We start from the raw sequence: 19,132 nt of genomic DNA, 5'->3' as shown, positions 1-19,132 counted from the left end.
GGCTGCCGTACGCTGGCGGACATGGGACGGGCCAATGACGAGGCGGCCGCGGCGCTGCAGGAGTACGCCGAGCTTTTCGCGCTGAACGGCGGGGACGCGTTCCGGGTGCGCAGCTACCAGAAGGCGGCCAAGTCGATCGCGGGGTTCCCCGGAGACCTCGGCGAGACCGACGTCCGGTCGATCCCCGGGGTGGGCGAGGCCATCGCCAAGAAGGTCGAGGAGTTCCTCGCGCGGGGCAGCTTCCGGCAGCTCGACGACCTGCGCGCGCGGGTGCCCGAGGGGGTGCGCAGGCTGACCCGGATCCCCTCGCTCGGCCCGAAGAAGGCGCTGTTCCTGTTCCAGGAGCTGGGCATCGACTCCCCCGCCGCCCTGGCCGAGGCCATCCGGGCCGGCCGCCTCGGCGGCGTGCGCGGCTTCGGCGCCAGGACCGAGGAGAACCTGCTCAAGGGCATCGAGCACATGGAGCGGTCGGGCGACCGGGTCCACCTCGGGATCGCGACGGACCTCGCCGAGCGGGTCGTCGCCTCGCTGCCCGCCGAGAGGATCGCCGTCGCGGGGTCGCTGCGGCGGATGCGCGAGACGATCGGCGACATCGACGTCCTCGCCGTCGGCGACCCCGGCCTGATGGACCTGTTCGCCCGGCAGCCGTACGTCACCGAGGTCATCGCGAAGGGCGAGCGGAAGACCTCGGTGCGGACCGACCGCGGCCTGCAGGTCGATCTGCGGCTGGTCCCGGCCGAGTCGTGGGGCGCCGCGATGGTCTACTTCACCGGCAGCAAGGAGCACAACGTCCGCATCCGGGAGATGGCGGTCAGGAAGGGCTGGAAGCTCTCGGAGTACGGCCTGTTCGACGGGGAGCGGCTGATCGCGTCGGAGACCGAGGAGGAGATCTACCAGGCGCTCGGCATGCGGTGGGTGCCTCCCACGCTCCGTGAGGACGGCGGGGAGGTGGAGGCCGCGCTGCGCGGCGAGCTGCCGCGCCTGGTGGAGCTGGGCGACCTGCGGGGCGACCTGCACACCCACACCGACCTCACCGACGGGATCGCCTCGCTGGAGGACATGGTCGCCGCCGCGGCCGCCCGGGGCTACTCCTACTACGCGGTGACCGACCACGCGCCCGACCTGGTCATGCAGCGGATGACGCTCGACAAGGCCCTCGCCCAGCGGGCCCGCATCGCCGACCTTCAGGCGAAATATCCGGACATGCGGTTGCTGCACGGCAGCGAGCTGAACATCGCCCCCGACGGCTCGGTGGACTGGCCGGCCGAGGTGCTGGCCGGGTTCGACGTCTGCGTGGCCTCGGTGCACTCGCACTTCACCCAGTCGCGGGAGGAGATGACCCGCCGTTTCGTCACGGCCTGCGAGAACCCGCACGTCCACGTCATCGGTCACCCCACGACCCGGAAGATCGGCAAGCGGCCTCCGGTGGACGCCGACTGGGACGCCGTCTTCCGCGCCGCCGCCCGGACCGGCACGATCATGGAGATCGACTCCTATCCCGACCGAGCCGATCTGCCCTCCGATCTCGTGCGGCTCGCGCGCCACCACGGCGTGACGTTCTCCATCGACAGCGACTCCCACGCCATCCCGCATCTGGCCCACCAGAGGTACGGCGTGGGGATCGCCCAGCGGGCCTGGCTCACGCCGGACGACGTCGTCAACACCTGGCCGCTCGACCGGCTGCTGGCCCGTCTCGGCGGCCGGTGACCAGATCTCGGTCCCCCGGCCTCAGATCTCCCGGAGTATCGCGTGGAGCAGGGACTCGGTGTTCGCGGCCGGCTCGGCCTGCACGCTGAGCTCGCTCATCACGACGGTGTAGTCGTCGACGTCCTCCTGCTTGTCGAGGTAGAGAGCGCCACTCAGCTGCTCCAGGTAGACGACGTCGGAGAGATCGGGCTCGGCGAACCGCAGGATCGTGAAGGAACCCCCGGCCGCGGCGTGACCACCGGCCCGGAACGGCAGGATCTGCAGGGTCACGTCCGGGCGCGCGGAGACCTCGATCAGGCGCTTGATCTGGCCGCGCTGCACGGCGCGGCCACCGACGGGGCGGCGGAGCGCCGCCTCGTCCATGACGGACCACAGCCGGGGCCCGTCGGAGTGGTCGAGAAGCCGCTGACGCCGCAGGCGGAGGCTGACCCGGCGGTCGATGTCGGACATCGACGCCCTTCTGTGGCGCACGCGGAAGACCGCGCGGGCGTACTCCTCGGTCTGCAACAGGTCGTTGACGAACTGCGCCTCGAAGGTGCGGATGGTGGAGGCGGCCTCCTCCAGCCCGACGTACGGCCCGAACCAGCTGGGCAGCAGGTCGTTGTACTGGTGCCACCAGCCGGGCACGGCGGCCTGTCGCGCCAGTTCCAGCATCGTCTCCCGCTCGGCGCTGTCGGTGACGCCGTAGAGGGTGAGCAGTTCGGCCAGGTCGTGCTGCTTGAAGGGGATGCGGCCGAGCTCCAACCGGCAGATCTTCGAGTTGGAGGCGCGGATCGCCCGCCCCGCCTCGTCCCGGCTGATGTTCCTGCTCTCACGGAGGCGGCGTAACTGCCCGCCGAGCATCATGCGCAGGACCGTAGGTCCGCCCCGCGGCTGAGCCGGTCGTCCGTCCGTGAAGGTCGTCCCCGCTCCAGCCGAGATCATCTCTGTCCTCTCCTCGGTCCGCACGTGGCGCATGGCCAAGTGATGCGCCTGTACCGGCGCTTTCGAACAACCATGTCATATCGGATCACCATTCGTGGGGCGGCGGCTGTAACCGGTTGCAAGGGAATCCTGACCGGCCGCGATCGTCTGGCCCGGGTCACGGCCACACCTCGACATCCCCCGGCGGCACCCGGGAGAAATGCGGCGGTAACGCGCCACTGCCATGATGGTCACGGTACGCAGGCGAGTGATCGCCGAGCGCCGGGGAGGAGTGCCAGGAGGATGACGAGATGCGCCAGCTGACGGCACTCGACGCGCAGTTCCTGTCCGTGGAGTCGGCGACGACCGCGGCTCACGTGGCCGGCGTGGCCGTCTTCGACCCGTCCTCCTCACCCTCGGGGGGCCTGACCCGCGAGGCCCTGCTCACCCTGCTGCGCGAGCGGCTGCACCTCGCCGCGCCGTTGCGGATGCGGCTGGCCGACGTGCCCTTCGGCCTGGACCGGCCGTACTGGATCGACGACCCGGACGTGGACCTCGGCGCGCACGTGCACGAGACCACCCTGCCCGCGCCGGGCGGCGAAGGGGAGCTCGCGGCGTACGTGGCGGACGTCCACGCGCGGCGGCTCGACCGGAGACGCCCGCTGTGGGAGGCGCACCTCATCCACGGCCTGGCCGGCGGGCGGGTCGCCCTCTACATGAAGGTGCACCACTGCGCGATCGACGGCGTGACGGGGTCGGAGATCCTGACGGCGCTGCTCGACCCCTCGCCGCAGCCGCGCCTCGTGGAGGCGCCCGCACCCGCGTCCCCGAGCCCCGCGCCGCCGCAGCCGCCCGGGCTGCTCGCGATGCTCGCCGGGGCGATCACCCGGACGATCGTGCAGCCGGTGGAGGCGCTCTGCTCGCTCGCCCGCGCCGCCGCCGACCTGGACGCGATCCCGGTGCTGTCGGCGCTGCCCGACGCGCGGCTGGTGGCCCAGGCGGCCCGCGCGCTCGCGGGAGACCCGCGCCGGCTGCCGGAGACGCCGCCGCTGGCCGCGCCGCGCACGCCGTTCAACGGCCCGATCTCGGCGGCGCGCGCGGTCGCGTTCGGGTCGGTGCCGCTCGCGGAGGTCAGAAGAGTGGCCAGGGCCTTCGGCATGGGCCCGAACGACGTGGTCATGACGCTGTGCGCCTCGGCGCTGCGACGCTGGCTCCTCGCGCACGACGCGCTGCCCGACCGGCCGCTGGTCGCCGCCGTGCCGGTCGCGCTGCGCGCCACGGCGGCATCGCCCGGCACGCCGGACGGGCGGGTCGGCAACCGCATCTCGGCGATGATCACGCCGCTCGCGACCGACGTCGCCCGTCCCGGGGAGCGCCTCGCGGCCGTACGCGCCGCGCTGGGCGCCGCCAAGCGGCGTTTCGCCGTCTCCCACCGCAGCTGGCTGGACGACGTGTGCGCGATGGTGCCGAACGCGTTCGCCGCGCTGGCCACGCCGCTCGTGTTCCGGCTCGCGGGAGTGGCGGGAGCGGGCGTGAACCTCGTCGTGTCGAACGTGCCCGGCCCGCGCCGGCCTCTCTACCTGTGCGGCGCGCGGATGCTCTCCTACCACCCGCTGTCGGTGGTCACCGACGCCACCGGCGGGATCAGCATCACCTGCGCGTCGTACGACGACCGGCTGGACTTCGGCGTCGTCGTGTGCCCGACCCGGGTGCCGGACGTGTGGAGTGTGACCGGCCATCTGCGCGAGGCGATGGACGAGCTCGTCGCGCTGCTCGACGAGGCGCCGCCGCACGGGAACCCCGGGCGGGAGTCGCCGGAGGAGCGCCAGGAGCCGGAGGGGCGCCAGGAGAAGGTGCCCGCCTGAGGACGTCCGGCGAGCCGGCGCCGCCGAGCGGTGCGGCTCATCGGTGCGGCTCATCGGTGTGGCTCATGAGTACGGTTCACCGGTCGCCGAACGGTGGCGGATCGGCGGCAGATCAGTGCAGCGCGTTGGCGATCAGCTCCGCCACCGCGTCGGGGTCGATGTGGTGGCCGGTGAGCAGGCAGATGCTCTCCTGGTAGAGCAGGACCGCGGCGAAGGTGGCGGCGGCGGCCTCCACCCGGGCGGCGTCGCCGCGCCCGCCCGGCAGGGCGAGCTCCAGGGCGAACCTGGCCCTGCGGATGATCTCGCTGTTGAGACGGCCCAGCCGCTCCCGTACGGACAGGTGGGTGTCGGCCTCGCGGAACAGGATGCGCCGCATCGCGGGGGACGCCCGCAGCGGCAGCCCGCGGGCGAGACGCGACAGCGTGCCCGCCGCGTCGCCGGGCAGGGCCTCGACCTCCTCCTCCGTGACGACCGTGCGCTCGTCCACCAGCGAGACCAGCACGTCGATCTTGCGCGGGAAGTAGTGGAAGACCAGTCCCTTGGGCACCCCGGCGAGCTCGGCGATCCGCGCCGTCGGCGTCGCCTCGTAGCCGCCGCCCGCGAACAGTTCCTCGGCGGCGTCGAGGATGCGGGTGCGGGCGTCGCCGTCCTGCGGGCGTGCCCTTCTCCGGGAACGGGACCAGGCCTTGGCGGTCTGGAGGGGGTGGTCCACGGACCGAACCCTAACCAGAGCGGGTGCTCCAGCACCATGACGCGAGGGACAGGGCAGTCATACGCCCGGCCGCGGGCGGGTGGCTCGCGGCCGGGCGTACGGGGGCGCCGGCGGGGTGCGGCCGGCGTCCCATGTCAGTGCGTCACCTCGGCGGCTCACCTCAGCGGCTCACCTCAGTGACCCGCGTCAGTGGCTCGCGTCAGTGACCGGTGGCCTGCTCGGCGCCGATGCCGGTGAGCGAACGGACCTCGATCTCGGCGTACTTCGATGCGCTGTACTCCTTGCTCAGGACCGTGCCGAGGTATCCGCACAGGAAGCCGATCGGGATCGAGAAGATGCCGGGGTTCGACAGCGCGATCAGGTGGAAGTCCACGTCGGGGAACATCGCCGTCTTCGCGCCGGAGACGACCGGCGAGAAGATCACCATCACCACGGCGCTGATCAGGCCGCCGTAGATGGCCGAGACCGCACCCGCGGTGTTGAACCTCTTCCAGAACAGGCTGTAGAGGATCGCGGGCAGGTTGCCCGACGCGGCGACCGCGAAGGCCAGCGAGACGAGGAAGGCCACGTTGAGCGACTGGGCGAAGATGCTCAGCGCGATCGCGACCGCGCCGATCACGAAGGCGGCGATCCGGGCGACCACGACCTCCTGCCGGTCGGTCACCTGGCCGCGCTTGAACACGTGGGCGTACAGGTCGTGGGCGAAGCTGGAGGACGAGGCGAGCGTGAGCCCGGCGACGACCGCGAGGATCGTGGCGAACGCGACCGCCGCGATGACCGCGAGCAGCACCGTGCCGCCGACGTCGCCGAAGACCTGCGTGCCGATCTCCTGCGCGAGCAGCGGCGCCGCCGTGTTGCCCGACTTGTCGATCTTGCCGTGGACCAGGGCCGCCGCGCCGAAGCCGAGGACCAGCGTCAGCAGGTAGAAGACGCCGATGATGCCGATGCCCCACAGGACCGACTTGCGGGCGTCCCTGGCGGTCGGCACGGTGTAGAAGCGGATGAGGACGTGCGGCAGACCGGCGGTGCCGAGAACCAGGGCCAGGCCGAGGCTGATCAGGTCGATCTTGCCCCAGATGCCCTGTGCCTCGGTGCCGTACTTGAGGCCGGGCTTGAGGAACGCCTCACCCTTGCCGCTCGCGCCGGCCGCGTCGCCGAGCAGGCCGGACAGGTTGAAGCCGAACTTGCCCAGCACGAGCAGGGTGATGAGCGCGGCGCCGACCATCAGCATGACGGCCTTGACGATCTGCACCCAGGTGGTGCCCTTCATGCCGCCGAAGACGACGTAGACGATCATCAGCAGGCCGACCGCGATGATCGTCCAGACCTTGCCGGTCTGCGAGGTGACGCCCAGCAGCAGCCCGACCAGGGAGCCCGCGCCGACCATCTGCGCGAGCAGGTAGAAGATGCTGACGACGATCGTGGACACGCCGGCCGCCGTGCGGACAGGGCGCGGCGACATCCGGAACGCCAGCACGTCGGCCATCGTGTACTTGCCGGAGTTGCGCATGAGCTCGGCGACGAGCAGCAGCGCGACCAGCCAGGCGACGAGGAAGCCGATCGAGTAGAGGAAGCCGTCGTAGCCCGACAGCGCGATGATGCCGGCGATGCCGAGGAACGACGCGGCCGACATGTAGTCGCCGCCGATCGCCAGGCCGTTCTGCAGGCCGCTGAACGAGCGGCCGCCCGCGTAGAAGTCGGACGCGCTCTTGGTGTTGCGGCTCGCCCAGAACGTGATGCCGAGCGTGCCGGCGACGAAGACCACGAAGAGGATCGTGGACAGGGTCTCGTGACTCACTTGGCGCCCTCTCCGACCTCGTCACGGCTCTCGGCCCCGGCGCGCAGCTCGTCGGCGATCGGGTCGAGCTTGGCCGCCGCGTGCCGCGAGTACGCCCAGGCGATCAGGAACGTCGAGACGAACTGCAGCACGCCGAAGACGAGGGCGACGTTGATGTTGCCGAACAGCTTGGTGCCCATGAAATCCCGGGCGAAGCCGGACAGAAGCACATAGAGGAGGTACCACACCAGGAAGGCGATGGTCATGGGGAAGGCCCAGGACCGGTAGCGGCGACGCAGCTCCTGGAACTGCTCACCCGCCTGTATACGTTCATAGACCGATGGATCGTGCTGGACGGTCACAAGATCTCCTTGGGCAAGTGATCTGAATCACCACAACGTAGGAGCGTGGTGCGCCAGCCGACGAGCCCCGGGGGCCGCCGCGTCGCCCAGCCGTACCGCCCGATCGTTCACATGGCGCGACGATGCGACGAATGGTCGGTTGCGCGCGCCCAACGGCCGGGCGGCGCGGGGAAACCGGTCACATGTGACGAGGACGCCAGTCGCCGCGGTCGACGTTCAGCGTCTCCGGCGTGTGCAGGCGGACCATCGTGCGCGCCACGCCGCGCGGCACCCGTGAGGGCGTCAGCAGCGACACCGTCACCATGACCGTGAACGACACGGGCACCGTCCAGGCGGCCGGCTCGGCCAGCAGCGAGCCCGCCCAGCCGGTGTGCGGGCCGCCGCTGATCGTCACTACCACGGCGGCGCAGGCGAGCCCTCCCCCGGCCAGCAGTCCGGCGAACGCCCCCGTCGTGGTCAGCCTGCGCCACCAGATGCCGAGCACGAGCAGCGGGCAGAACGACGAGGCGGCCACGGCGAACGCGAGCCCCACCACGGTCGCCACCGGAAGCGACCTGGCCGCGCCCGCCAGCGCGAACGGCACGACCACCGCGAGCACGGTCGCGTAGCGGAACGAGCGCACCCCGCCGCGCAGGATGTCCTGCGCGATCACCCCGGCGACCGACACCGTCAGCCCCGAGGAGGTGGACAGGAACGCCGCGAACGCGCCCGCCGTCACCAGCGCCGTGAGGAACTCGCCCACCGGGCCGCCGACCAGCCGCCCGGGCAGGGTGAGGACCACGGTGTCGCCCGCCGGCATGCCGTAGACGTGGCCGAGGTATCCGTACACGGCGGGCATCACGTAGAAGGCGCCGAGCAGGGTGAGCACGACGAGCGTGGTGCGGCGCGCGGCGCGGCCGTCGGGGTTGGTGTAGAAGCGGACGAGCACGTGCGGCAGTCCCATGGTCCCGAGGAACGTCGCCAGGATCATCGAGTACGTCTCGTACACCGGGTGGTCGCGGCCGTGCAGCGGCAGCGCCCACTCGTCTCCGGCGGCGAGCCCCGGCGCGCCGCCGGACCACCAGGCCATCAGCATGAACACCAGCGGCAGGGCCAGCGCGGTGAGCTTCAGCCAGTACTGGAACGCCTGCACGAAGGTGATCGACCGCATGCCGCCCGACAGCACGTTCGCCGCCACCACCGCCGCCACCAGCAGGCTGCCCGCCCACGGCGGCGCCCCCGTGATCGTACGGAAGACCAGCCCGGCGCTCTGGAACTGCGGCATGAGGTAGAGCCAGCCGATCAGCACGACGAGGACGCTCGACAGCCGCCGCACGGCCATCGACTCCAGCCGCGCCTCGGCGAAGTCGGGCAGCGTGTAGGCCCCCGAACGGCGGAGTGGCGCCGACACCAGCACCAGCAGCACGAGGTAGCCGCCGGTCCAGCCGACCGGCAGCCACAGCATGTCGGCGCCGAACGTGAGGATGAGCCCCGCCACGCCGAGGAACGAGGCCGCCGACAGGTACTCCCCGCCGATCGCCGAGGCGTTCCACAGCGGCGAGACGGTGCGGGAGGCGACATAGAAGTCCGAGGTGGTGCGGGACATGCGGATGCCGAACGCGCCGATGAGGACGGTCGCCAGCAGCACCACGCCGACGGCGGCGATCTGGCCCACCTACGCTCCGTTCTCTCTCACCGGCGCACCGTGCTCACCGGCACGGTCCACACCCGGCGCACGGTCCTCACCGGCGCTCCACGAGGTCGGCGAAGTCGCGTTCGTTGCGCTCGGCCTGCCGGACGTACAGCCAGGCCCCGACGACGAGCGCGGGATAGATCAGCCCGGCCAGGACCACCCACGGCAGCGGCAGCCCGAACAGTTCGGCCGCGCGCAGTTCCGGGGCCAGCAGGAACAGCAGCGGCAGCCCGCCCACCACGCAGGCCAGCACCGTGCACACGAAAAGGGCCAGCCGGAACTGCGTGCGCACCAGCGAGCGCATGTAGACCTCACCCAGGTGGGTCTGCTCGTCGATCTCCCGGGTGAGCGGATGGCGGCGCCGGCGGGCCGCCGCCGTGCGCGGGCTGGTCACCGTCACCCGGCGCGGTCTGCCCGTCACCGGGCCTGGCCCTTGCGCGCCCGGCGGACGAGCAGGTCGCGTAACTCCCGGGTGTGCCGCCGGCTCACCGGGATCTCCGTGTCCCCCACGCGCACCACGCACTTGCCCGAGTCGATGTGCAGTTCGTCGATGTGCCTGACCGCGACGAGATGGCTGCGGTGCACCCGCAGGAACCCGGCAGACGCCCAGCGCTCCTCCAGCGTCGCCAGCGGGATGCGGACCAGATGGCTGCCGGTCGCGGTGTGCAGCCGCGCGTAGTCGCCCTGCGCCTCGACGTACCGCACCTCGGTGCTGGCCACGAACCGGGTCACTCCGCCCAGCTCGACCGGGATGGTGTCGGCCTGCGGCCCCTCCCCCGGCTCGCCGCGGCTGCCGCAGACCCGGCGGATCGCCTCCGCGAGCCGCTCCGGCCGTACGGGTTTGAGCAGGTAGTCCTCGGCCTTGAGCTCGAAGGCGTCCACGGCGTGGTCGTCGTACGCCGTGACGAACACGATCTTCGGCGGGCGGGTGAACTGGGTCAGCAGCCGGCCCAGCACCACTCCGTCCAGCCCGCGCATCCGGATGTCGAGGAACACCGCGTCGACCGGCCTGCCGTCCGCGATGGCGCGGTCGAGCAGTTTGAGCGCCGCGGCGCCGTCGCGGGCGGTCAGCACCTCGCCGATGCGGGGGTCCGCTCTGAGCAGGTAGGCGACGTCCTCCAGCGCGGGCTGCTCGTCGTCCACCGCCAGGACCCGCAGGCCGCTCACGATCACCCCTTTCACCGGCCGATGCTCTAGAGGGTGATGACCAGGACGACCGGAAGTCAACGTTTGCGCGTGTCACGAGACGGTGTCAGAGCACCGACACCCCGGGGTGGTATTTGGGGATCCGCACGGTGACCTTGGTGCCCGCGCCGGGGCCGGTCTCGACGACCAGCCCGTACTCGTCGCCGTAGACCTGGCGCAGCCGCTCGTCCACGTTGGCCACCCCGATGCCGCCCGCCCCCGAGCGGTCCTCCCCGGCCAGCGCGCGCCGCAGCCGTTCGGGGTCCATGCCGACGCCGTCGTCCTCGACCGTGATGCCGCACTCGGCGCCGTCGTCCTCGGCGATGATCGTGATCCGCCCGGCGCCGGGCTTCGCCTCCAGGCCGTGCCGTACGGCGTTCTCCACCAGCGGCTGCAGGCACAGGAACGGCACCGCCACCGGCAGGACCTCAGGGGCGATGCGCAACGTCACCAGAAGCTGGTCGCCGAACCGGGCCCGCTCCAGGGTGAGGTAGCGGTCGATGGACCGCAGTTCCTCGGCCAGCGTCGTGAAGTCGCCGTGCCGCCGGAAGGAGTATCGGGTGAAGTCGGCGAACTCCAGCAGCAGCTCCCTGGCCTGCTCGGGGTCGCTGCGGACGAACGACGCGATCGTGGTCAGCGAGTTGTAGATGAAGTGCGGGGATATCTGCGCCCGCAGCGCCCGCACCTCGGCCTCCATCAGCATCGTCCGGGACCGGTCGAGCTCGGCCAGCTCAAGCTGGGAGTCGACCCACCGCGCGACCTCCTGCGCCGCCCGCACCAGCCCGGCCGAGGCGTGGTCGCCGTACGCCGCGAGCGAGCCGACCACCCGGTCGTCGGTGGTGAGCGGGACGACCACGGCGTGCCGGACGGGACACTCGGGCAGCGCGCAGGCGAGCGCCCGCACCTGGGTGCGGCCGTCCTTGAGGGTCTCCGCGGCGTGCTCGAACGCGTCGGCGGCGTGGTGGTCGCCCGCGCCGTCGTACACGAGCAGTTCCTCGCCGTTGGTGATGGCGATGGCCGGGGAGCCGAGCAGCTCACGCAGGTGCCGCGACGCCTTGAGCGCGCCGGCCTGGGTCAGCCCGGCCCGCAGCGGCGGCGCGGCCAGCGACGCGGTGTGCAGCGTCTCGAAGGTCGCCCGCTCCGCGGGGCTGCTGCCGAGGTCGCGCCGCCCGCGCAGGACCCGCCAGAGCACGACGGCCGGCACACTGACGAGTACGGCGACGACGAGCGCCGTGACGACCGGTTCCACGCCGCCGCAGCCTACCCCCCGTCACCCGCGCGGCTTAAGCGTCGGCCCCGGCGCTACAGGTCCTACAGATCCAGCTGTGCGGTATCAGCGAGAGCCGGGAGGGGACCAGCATATCTGAACTACTTCAGATATGCTGGTCACATGAGTACGAGAACTGTTCCCTACAGCGCCTTCCTTCGCGGTCCCTCGCAGGTGCTTCCCTCCCTCGACAGCGCCGACGTCATCCTTGAGCGACGCGACGACGAAGACCTCGTACTGATGCGCGCGGAGCGTTTCGAGGCGGGTGCGGCCAGCCTGCGCATCGCTGCCCGCGCTTTGGCGATCGTCGCGCGTCGGAACAGCAGCCTCGCCGAAGATGTTCTGGCCGAGGAACTCCCCTGGCTCACCTGGCTTCCGGACACTGAGCGTCCTGCCTGTGTGAGCGAGCTGCTCAACCATCTGATCGCCGGGGCGGACACGGGAGAGCTGCTCCCGTTCGCGCGTGCGTTGACGGCCTGGCGATCGACTGCCGTGGTGTGGAGTGATCCGGAACTGGCCCGGGAATTGCAGGGTCCCTTCCCTGGTGACGGTCCCGAGGTCCCTCGTCCATCCGAGAGTTCGTGATGCCGGGGCGCGGTGACGACGTCCCGCGGCCGAATCCCTGGACAGTACGGTTCGCTGATCGTCGCGCGGCTGAAGGCTGGACGCATCTCCTTCGCCACGCCGCCGAGAATCTCGACCGAGCGTGGGTGGCCATCACTGCCAATCCGCGTCGTGTGGACAGCCGTCAGCACCGGCTCAAGGGCTCCCTCGGTACCGTGAAAATGGTCGGCGTAGTGCTGGAGCAGTGGCAGTACGAAGCGACCTCGGGTGGACGTATCTGGTACGCGATCGATGACGGCGAGCGCACGATCTGGATCACCCGGGCTGGGGCGGGACACCCCAGGCAGACCGATGCGTGAGCCGGACCGGCCGGGAGCGCACAGCCGCACGTCCAGGGCGAAGTCGACGGTGCGCCAGCGGCCGGCAGGATGAGGCGGGCGAGGGCGCGCACGGACAACGTCCGGTCCGGCATCTCACTCAGTCGCCGACGTCCAGCGCGGCGCGGATGCGGGCGGCGTAGTCCGCGATCTCGGCGTCGCCGTCGTACTTGACGCGGGGCCAGAAGAAGCCGCGCAGGCCGTCCTTGCGGTTGCGCGGCACGACGTGGACGTGCAGGTGGGGGACGCTCTGGCTGACCCGGTTGTTCATCGCGACGAACGTGCCGGCCGCGCCGGTGCCCGTCTCGACCGCCCGCGTGACGGCCTGGACCCGGGCGAAGAACGGCCCGACCTCCTCCGGCGGAAGGTCCGGGAGCGTCTCGACGTGGCCGCGCGGGACGACGAGCACATGCCCCTTGAACACCGGGCGGGTGTCGAGGAAGGCGGCGGCGACCTCGTCGTCGAGCACCACCCGCGCGGGCCGCTCCCCCGCCACGATCTCACAGAACACGCAGCCGTCCACGAGACCCATTCTGGATCACGTACGGGGCCGTGGACGTGCCACGCGGAGGCCGGGCACCGCCGCCGCCTTCCCGCGGCCGCCTTCCCGCGGCCGGCGTACGGCGGAAGCCCGGCCGGGGATCACTCCTGGGCGTTCTTCGCGGCCTGCTGAGCGTCCTTCTGGACCCGTTCGATCTGGTCCTGCGTGACGTTCAGCGCGCCGAACTGCTTGACCGCCTGGTAGTAGGTCCAGGCGAGGCCGTCGCAGGTGCTCTTGCTGACGCCGGAGTAGCCCGCGCAGACCTGCCGCATGTCGAAGTAGAACCCGTCGTCCACATGCGACTTGTTGCCGGAGAACTGGTTCACGGCCTTGTAGTTGCGGTAACCGAAGTCGTGCCGGCGGCAGGGCATCCTGAAGTCGAACCCGAGCGGCTGGTCGGGGCTGCTGGAGCACAGGTCCGTCGACCAGTCGAAGGCGTAGGCGGCCCAGGCCGCCTGGTCCTGCCAGGCCGAGCGCCAGCTGGCGGCGCTGGAGGCGGTGGGCTGGGTGAAGGTGGACAGTGCCGCGAGCTTCTGTTCGAGGGTCACGGCGTGTGCGGGGAGAGGCGACGCGAGTAACGCGGCGAAGGACAGGGCGGCGGCGGTGAGGGCGCGTTTGACCATGGGCTCTGCCTTTGGGTGGGGGGTGCTCTCACGGCAGGAATCTGCCACCGCCCAAGAATGAGCCCATGCATGCGGAAATTCTCGCGCCAGACCAAATCGAGATGACGGCGTACGTTCGTGAACAATCGCTCTTTACAGCAATGATGGATTCTTGTAATCGGACTCCTGTCCTTTACCGGCCGGCCCGGATCTGTTCATTGTCCGCACCCGCGGTCGGCGCCCGGCTCGGCGTACGCGGCCTGGCCACAGTGTCCCTCAGCCAGTGGCGACGTCCGGAGCCGCCTCGTGATGGACGGGAGATCAGACAAGGGTGGCGAAGTTGTCCATGCGCTCCCTCAGAAGGAGAGCTTCCTTGACCCGTTGCTGCCTTTGCAGCAGGTCGAGTGCCTGCTGCCAGACCTGGAGGGCGTCGGCGTATCGGCTGAGCGCGGCATAGACGTCACCGAGGCTGGCGAGGGATTCCGCCTCCCCTCTGGTGTTGCCGACTCCGCGATACGTCGTCAATGCCTGACCGTAGTAGGTCAAGGATTCGGCGTGTTTCCCATTGCTCTGCGCGATCAGGCCGAGACTGTGCAAGGTGTCCGCTTCACCGTCCGGATGCTCATGCCGGCGGAACAGGGCGAGAGCCCGCCGACAGCTCGCCTCGGCCTCTTCGTAGCGCCGGAGTCCGGCGCAGATCCAGCCGATCGCGTTCAGGGCCCGCGCCTCCTCCACCAGATCGGAGATACTCCGGAAGAGCGTAAGCGCCTGACGCGCGTGGACCAGCGCCCGTTCCAGGTCGCCGTACCGTTCCCACCCCACCGCGAGCGCGTAATGGGTTCGGGCCTCCTCCCCCGTCACACCGCCCGATCTGGCGCAGACCAGGGCCAGGTCAAGTTGCTCGAAAGCATCGTCGCCCTGGCGTTCCGCCGTGTATGCCTGACCGAGATAGCGATGCGCCATCGCCTGCATGGCCAGGTCTTTTCCTATTTCCGCCGCCTCCAGCGCAAGCTGCCAGACGGCCAGCTGATCGCGGCTCCGCCTGCGACGCGCGTGAAAGGTGACCAGCGTGCGAGCCAGCTGCCATACCTGCGGATACCACCCTCGGCGCATCGCGACCTGCTGCATCTCGATGAGGCGGGGGTGTTCGAGGTCGAACCAGGCCATCGCCTCCGCCGTGTCGCGAAGCGGCTGAGGCGCGCATCCCGCCGACGGCGGGGCGAGGGCGACCGGTGGACGGCGTGAGTCCAGCAGCCGGTCCGCCGCGTAGGCGGTGTGAAGGTAATGATCGACCAGCCGGCGCAGCGCCGCGTCGCGGCTCTTACGCCGCGACCTCGGCTGTGCCCCGTCCGCGCTGTACAGGTGAACCAGATCATGCATGCGGTACCGGCCCGGTACGTACTGGTGCACCAGCGATGTGTCCTCCAGTTGCTGCAGCAACTCCCGGCACGTCACCAAGGGTGTGGCGGTCAGGCCGGCTACGGCGGCAAGGCCGAGGTCCACGGTGGGAACCGCGCCGAGCAGGTCGAAAACCGTCGCAGCCTGGGGCTCCAGCGCGTGATAAGACCAGGAGAAGACTGCGCGCAGGTCGGTTCTCGCCTCGCCGGCACTCAGGGCGCTGAGCCGGGCAGAGGCATCACGGAGCTCCTGAGCGAGCGCGTCAAGGGGATGGGCGGGATTCGCGGCCGCCCTCGCGGCGACGATGCCCAGCGCCAGAGGCAGGCCGCCGCAGTGCTCGACGAGCGTGTCAAGTGACTGCTGCTGGTCGGCCACGCGCCGTCGGCCCAGATGTCCCGCCAGCATGTCCCGGGCCTCGCGGGCCGAGAGGAGGTCCAGGGTCAGCAGGCGCGCGCCGTGAGTCACGGTGAGGCCTCGTAGCCGGTGGCGGCTGGTCACCAGCACGGTGCATGTGGGGCTGCCGGGTAGGAGCGGGACGACCTGAGTGGTGTCCCGAGCGTTGTCCAAGACGACCAGCATCCGTCGCCCGGCGACGACACTCCGGTAGAGCGCCGCCTGCACGTCGAGGTCTTTCGGCACAGAAGCCGGCGGAACGCCCAGTGCCTCAAGGAAATTCCGCAACGTCACCTGTGGCGCCACCGGCGCCAGTTCCGGACCGAACCCGCGAAGGTCGGCATAGAGCTGCCCGTCGGGAAAACGATCGAGGCGCATGTGTGCCCATTGCAGCGCCAGCGATGTCTTGCCGATGCCGCCGGCACCACCGATCGCGGAGATGACGACGGTCTCACCCCGGTCCTCCGCCGCCTCGTCCAGATGAGCGAGCTCATCCGCTCTTCCCGCGAAGAACGCGGGCGGTGCCGGAAGCTGGCGCGGAACCACCGGCCGGTCGGCGCCCGGACCTCTCCCCGTGTGCTGCGACGCGTCCGGCACGCACGGGCTCGAGGCGGCCGAGTCGCCTCGGGCAGGCGCGGCCTGGCGGGCGAGACGGCTTCTTGCCTCCAGCCAGATCGCGACCTCCTCAGCGGGCGCGCAGGCGTGGAGGAAGGCGACCAGCGTCTCCGTCCGTGGCAGCGCCTGCCGGCGCAGGGTGTCGGCGACGGTGCTGCGCGCGAGGACCTCTCCTCGGCGTGCCGCCCGCTCCTCCAGTTGCCGGTACGTGAAGCCCGACCGCTCCTTGAGCTGCCGTAGTAAAGCGACGAATTCAGCCGCGCTACCCGCCTGGCGCGGGTCCCCCGTTACCGCAGTCATCCCCGCAATGCTTCTGGTCGACTGTGGTCGGCGTCAACCGCGGACCGCGGCGTCCTGTCCGGGCTGTCCGGGACCATCGCCGGACACGACCGTGACCAGGGGCTCCTGTCGCGCTGTGTCCGGGACGGCCGGCGTTCCTTGTGACCGCTCCAGTGCCACGCCGAAGCTGTCAATCAGATGATCGGCAAACGGGGGAGCGCCGGTGTGGGGTCACCGGAAAAGAATGGCCGCGTTCGGGGCGACGGCGCTGTGTTCCTGCCCGGCGCGGAGATTCAGGCCTTTGGCACTGTCGCCGGCAGGCGCGGCCCACGACTGACGGGGTGAGGGAATCGGCGATGCAGGAAACGGTGTTCCGGAGTGAGGATCTCCCCGTGACGGACCGGTTCACGAGGTGGCGCGACATGGCCTGCCAGGCCCATGTGCCCACCATGGTCCGCAGTGAACACGAGAGGGACTTCCGGGCCACGCTGCGCGTGCTCCAGCTCGGCGCGATACAGATATCCTCGCTGACCCACCCGTCGTTGCGGGTGGAGCGAACCCGGAAAGGCATCCGGCAGTCCGATCCCGGCACGTACTGCCTGGCGCTTCCGCTCCGCGGCACAGTGCGATTCGCCCAGTCCGGCAGGGAAGCCGAATGCGGCCCGCAGGATCTGATGTTCTACGAGACCTCGCGGCCCTTCCACGGATGGATCGCCCCCCACGACGACGGCGACGTCTCACACATGGTCATCCAGATCCCCAGGGACGCGCTGCCACAGTCCTCCGCCGAGCTCGGCCGGCTCACCGCGGTCCGCCTGCCCGCCCGGGAGGGGATCGGCGCCCTGTTGTCGAACCACCTCCGTGAAACGGCCCGGCAGGCCGGCACTCTGACCCCGGCCGACGCCGCTCGCCTGTCCTCTGTCACTCTGGACCTACTGGGCGCACTGTGCGCTCACCACCTCCATGCCGAGCCCGGCGCCGGCGTAGGGCCGGAGACGCGTCGGCAGGTTCTGCGCGCGCAGATTCACGACTTCATCCAGCGACGGCTCGGCGATTCCAGCCTCACGGCGGACGTCATCGCCTCCGCTCACCACATCTCGACCCGCTACCTCTACACACTCTTCGACGACCAGGACCTCGGCGTCGCCGGATGGGTACGCCGGCAGAGGCTGGAGCGCTGCCGGCGCGATCTCGGCGACCCCCACCTGCGCTCGCGTCCGATCCATTCGATAGCGGCCCGCTGGGGTTTCCCCGACAGAGCGCACTTCAGCCGGACCTTCCGCGCCGCCTACGGCAAGTCTCCCCGGGATTACCGGAATTCCGTCCAGTACGACGACGGCTGTGCATGAACCGACAAGAACCGCGCAGACAACGGCAACGACGCCTTGATGGCGAAATAGAACACTGACGCATGAACTCGGGCCTGTTCGCCCGGGTGAGGTATCGCGGTCGGCCGACCCCCACGCGGGCCTGGTGAAGCTCTCGCCACTGAGAGGGCGTCTGATTTGAACACCCGCGAGCCTGCGGTGCGGCCTCAGCCATGCGTTCGGTGATCCAGCGGTCTGCCCACGAGCACCGAAACGCCCTCCAAGAGGAGTTCCGCGTGCGATCAACTGCGCGGACGCCATGCCCAACGAGTGCGGACCGGCCTCGCACAAGCGTTCATTGCAGAGGTAGTCAACTAGGGTACGCAAATCGTCAACGACCTTTTGGTCGGTGTGGGGCATATTTAGAGAAGAGATCACCGAAGGGGTGATGTCAGTTGCATCTATCCTCGAAGGGGAAAAATGCCCAACAAGTTCGCAGTAAGTATTCTCGTAAGCGCAGCACTTGCGGGATCACTCGCAGCGGCGGCTCCTGCTCTCGCCGAAGCGACCGGCAACGCGAGCACCAGTAGGTCTGCATCGTGCGTTCAGCTTCTGGGCTGGTCGACCAACACAAACCTAGGAGTGCGATACGTAAAGGTCCACAATAACTGCGGATCCAAGAAGTGCTACCGCGTGGTTCAGTCGGGCGGCAACCCTCTGTTGAGCGTTGCCGCATACGCCACCGAGACGGACGGCTACTCCAGCACCGTTTTCCCTCAAGGAACTGGCATTTACGACGCTTCATGCACGGCATGCACGGGGCTGGCCAGCCTGTCTCCTGAGTTCTAGAGCCCCCTGCTCAGGAGGCAGATCAGCCTTCAGTACTCCAGTCACACTTAGCGATCTTCGCGGTTGAGGTGGCATGGAACGGCCATCACGTGATCACTTGGAGTTTGTGAAGACATCTGGAGATCACGTGATGGCCGTGGCCGCAGGGTGGACCCTGGCCGCCAGATCGTCACTCTCAACGACCTGATGACGCGGATCGCGCATCGGGTCAGCCGCATCGCGCCACGCGCGGGCCGTACGCCGGTGACGGGTCACGGGGCGGCGGGCGGCCGGTCCAGTCCGGTCAGCCTGGCCAGGGTGGCGAAGCCGTCGTCGGTGCCGGGCCAGTGGCGGCGTACGGCGGGCAGACCGGCGCGACGCACGACCGAGCGCAGGACCGCGGTGACCACGATGGCGTCGTCGGCGTATCCGAGGACGGGGATGAAGTCGGGCACCAGGTCGATGGGGAAGGCCAGGTAGGCCAGCAGCAGTCCGAGCCGCACGCGCACACCGCGGGGCAGATCGGGGTCGGCGGCCAGACGGCGCACCAGACGCAGCACGTCGGGCAGCAGCCGCAGCGCCTCACGCAGCAGTCCCCCGCGCGGCCGGACGACCGCCAGCATGCCGATCAGAGCGATCCAGGTGACCAGCAGCGCGACTGCGACGCCGATGAGCAGATCCCACGCCCACGATCCGGTCACGCCCACTCCCCCAGGTCACGGCCGGGCGGCCCGGCGGCCATCAGCGGTGGCAGGACGCGGCAGGCGGCGCGGCCCCA

Annotated in this window: 17 protein-coding genes; 5 read left to right on the top strand and 12 right to left on the bottom strand. The window is 70.3% G+C overall.

Going from position 1 to position 19,132, the window contains the following annotated elements; genetic code table 11:
* The first annotated feature begins 21 nt into the window (after nt 1-21).
* Nucleotides 22-1,707, top strand: a complete 1,686-nt coding sequence (polX, locus tag FED44_RS06885) for a DNA polymerase/3'-5' exonuclease PolX (RefSeq protein ID WP_138460113.1) — start codon at nt 22-24, stop codon at nt 1,705-1,707.
* A gap of 21 nt (nt 1,708-1,728) precedes the next feature.
* On the opposite strand, the gene FED44_RS06880 is transcribed toward polX, so the two are convergent.
* Nucleotides 1,729-2,553 (bottom strand): helix-turn-helix domain-containing protein, encoded by an 825-nt coding sequence (locus tag FED44_RS06880; protein ID WP_244301763.1) that lies wholly within the window; start codon nt 2,551-2,553, stop codon nt 1,729-1,731.
* 368 nt (nt 2,554-2,921) lie between these two features.
* Between FED44_RS06880 and FED44_RS06875 the strand changes: the two genes are divergently transcribed.
* Nucleotides 2,922-4,475, top strand: coding sequence for a WS/DGAT/MGAT family O-acyltransferase (locus FED44_RS06875; protein WP_138460111.1), 1,554 nt, complete (start codon nt 2,922-2,924; stop codon nt 4,473-4,475).
* Between the two features lie 112 nt (nt 4,476-4,587).
* Here FED44_RS06875 and FED44_RS06870 read toward each other — a convergent pair whose 3' ends face one another.
* From FED44_RS06870 to FED44_RS06840, 7 genes are all read right to left on the bottom strand, one after another.
* The gene (locus FED44_RS06870; RefSeq protein WP_117409587.1) at nt 4,588-5,187 is read right to left on the bottom strand and encodes a TetR/AcrR family transcriptional regulator; all 600 of its coding nucleotides are present in this window, start codon (nt 5,185-5,187) and stop codon (nt 4,588-4,590) included.
* Between the two features lie 199 nt (nt 5,188-5,386).
* Nucleotides 5,387-6,985: a solute symporter family protein gene (locus FED44_RS06865; RefSeq protein ID WP_117409586.1), complete on the bottom strand. Its 1,599-nt coding sequence runs from the start codon at nt 6,983-6,985 to the stop codon at nt 5,387-5,389.
* Nucleotides 6,982-7,326: a DUF485 domain-containing protein gene (locus FED44_RS06860; protein WP_138460110.1), complete on the bottom strand. Its 345-nt coding sequence runs from the start codon at nt 7,324-7,326 to the stop codon at nt 6,982-6,984. Before FED44_RS06860 ends, FED44_RS06865 begins: the two co-directional genes overlap by 4 nt.
* Nucleotides 7,327-7,504: 178 nt before the next feature.
* Nucleotides 7,505-8,980 (bottom strand): sodium/solute symporter, encoded by a 1,476-nt coding sequence (locus FED44_RS06855; protein ID WP_244301762.1) that lies wholly within the window; start codon nt 8,978-8,980, stop codon nt 7,505-7,507.
* A gap of 67 nt (nt 8,981-9,047) precedes the next feature.
* Nucleotides 9,048-9,419 carry a DUF485 domain-containing protein gene (locus FED44_RS06850; RefSeq protein ID WP_117409584.1) on the bottom strand — a complete coding sequence of 124 codons (372 nt, stop codon included), beginning with the start codon at nt 9,417-9,419 and terminating at the stop codon, nt 9,048-9,050.
* Entirely contained in the window at nt 9,416-10,165 is a 750-nt protein-coding gene (locus FED44_RS06845) for a LytR/AlgR family response regulator transcription factor (protein ID WP_117409605.1), read from the bottom strand. The genes FED44_RS06850 and FED44_RS06845 overlap by 4 nt, the downstream gene beginning before the upstream one ends.
* An 85-nt stretch (nt 10,166-10,250) precedes the next feature.
* Nucleotides 10,251-11,432: a sensor histidine kinase gene (locus tag FED44_RS06840; protein ID WP_117409583.1), complete on the bottom strand. Its 1,182-nt coding sequence runs from the start codon at nt 11,430-11,432 to the stop codon at nt 10,251-10,253.
* Nucleotides 11,433-11,573: 141 nt separating this feature from the next.
* Here FED44_RS06840 and FED44_RS06835 point away from each other — a divergent pair, with 141 nt between their 5' ends.
* Complete coding sequence (locus tag FED44_RS06835) at nt 11,574-12,035, top strand: hypothetical protein (RefSeq protein WP_138460109.1); 462 nt, start codon at nt 11,574-11,576, stop codon at nt 12,033-12,035.
* Nucleotides 12,036-12,160: 125 nt separating this feature from the next.
* Nucleotides 12,161-12,373 carry a hypothetical protein gene (locus tag FED44_RS36285; protein WP_208758863.1) on the top strand — a complete coding sequence of 71 codons (213 nt, stop codon included), beginning with the start codon at nt 12,161-12,163 and terminating at the stop codon, nt 12,371-12,373.
* Between the two features lie 118 nt (nt 12,374-12,491).
* On the opposite strand, the gene FED44_RS06825 is transcribed toward FED44_RS36285, so the two are convergent.
* The 3 genes from FED44_RS06825 to FED44_RS06815 form a co-directional block, all read right to left on the bottom strand.
* Complete coding sequence (locus FED44_RS06825) at nt 12,492-12,914, bottom strand: HIT family protein (protein WP_138460108.1); 423 nt, start codon at nt 12,912-12,914, stop codon at nt 12,492-12,494.
* Nucleotides 12,915-13,033: 119 nt separating this feature from the next.
* Complete coding sequence (locus tag FED44_RS06820; protein WP_138460107.1) at nt 13,034-13,555, bottom strand: phospholipase; 522 nt, start codon at nt 13,553-13,555, stop codon at nt 13,034-13,036.
* Nucleotides 13,556-13,855: 300 nt separating this feature from the next.
* Nucleotides 13,856-16,240 carry an ATP-binding protein gene (locus tag FED44_RS06815; protein WP_138460106.1) on the bottom strand — a complete coding sequence of 795 codons (2,385 nt, stop codon included), beginning with the start codon at nt 16,238-16,240 and terminating at the stop codon, nt 13,856-13,858.
* A 371-nt stretch (nt 16,241-16,611) separates the two neighbouring features.
* On the opposite strand from FED44_RS06815, the gene FED44_RS06810 reads away from it, so the two are divergent.
* Nucleotides 16,612-17,568, top strand: a complete 957-nt coding sequence (locus tag FED44_RS06810; protein WP_244301761.1) for an AraC-like ligand-binding domain-containing protein — start codon at nt 16,612-16,614, stop codon at nt 17,566-17,568.
* Nucleotides 17,569-18,626: 1,058 nt separating this feature from the next.
* Here FED44_RS06810 and FED44_RS06805 read toward each other — a convergent pair.
* Nucleotides 18,627-19,055, bottom strand: coding sequence for a YkvA family protein (locus FED44_RS06805; protein WP_138460104.1), 429 nt, complete (start codon nt 19,053-19,055; stop codon nt 18,627-18,629).
* Between the last annotated feature and the right edge of the window lie 77 nt (nt 19,056-19,132).

This window comes from Microbispora triticiradicis (genome assembly GCF_005864065.1).
Taxonomy (GTDB): domain Bacteria; phylum Actinomycetota; class Actinomycetes; order Streptosporangiales; family Streptosporangiaceae; genus Microbispora; species Microbispora triticiradicis.
This window is presented reverse-complemented; position numbering and strand designations above follow the sequence as displayed.

What these genes read in the sequence shown, in the direction of transcription:
- polX (WP_138460113.1), top strand. Translation starts at nt 22, where the DNA reads ATGGGACGGGCCAATGACGAGGCGGCCGCGGCGCTGCAGGAGTACGCC.
- FED44_RS06880 (WP_244301763.1), bottom strand. Translation starts at nt 2,553, where the DNA reads ATGATGCTCGGCGGGCAGTTACGCCGCCTCCGTGAGAGCAGGAACATC.
- FED44_RS06875 (WP_138460111.1), top strand. Translation starts at nt 2,922, where the DNA reads ATGCGCCAGCTGACGGCACTCGACGCGCAGTTCCTGTCCGTGGAGTCG.
- FED44_RS06835 (WP_138460109.1), top strand. Translation starts at nt 11,574, where the DNA reads ATGAGTACGAGAACTGTTCCCTACAGCGCCTTCCTTCGCGGTCCCTCG.
- FED44_RS06820 (WP_138460107.1), bottom strand. Translation starts at nt 13,555, where the DNA reads ATGGTCAAACGCGCCCTCACCGCCGCCGCCCTGTCCTTCGCCGCGTTA.
- FED44_RS06815 (WP_138460106.1), bottom strand. Translation starts at nt 16,240, where the DNA reads ATGACTGCGGTAACGGGGGACCCGCGCCAGGCGGGTAGCGCGGCTGAA.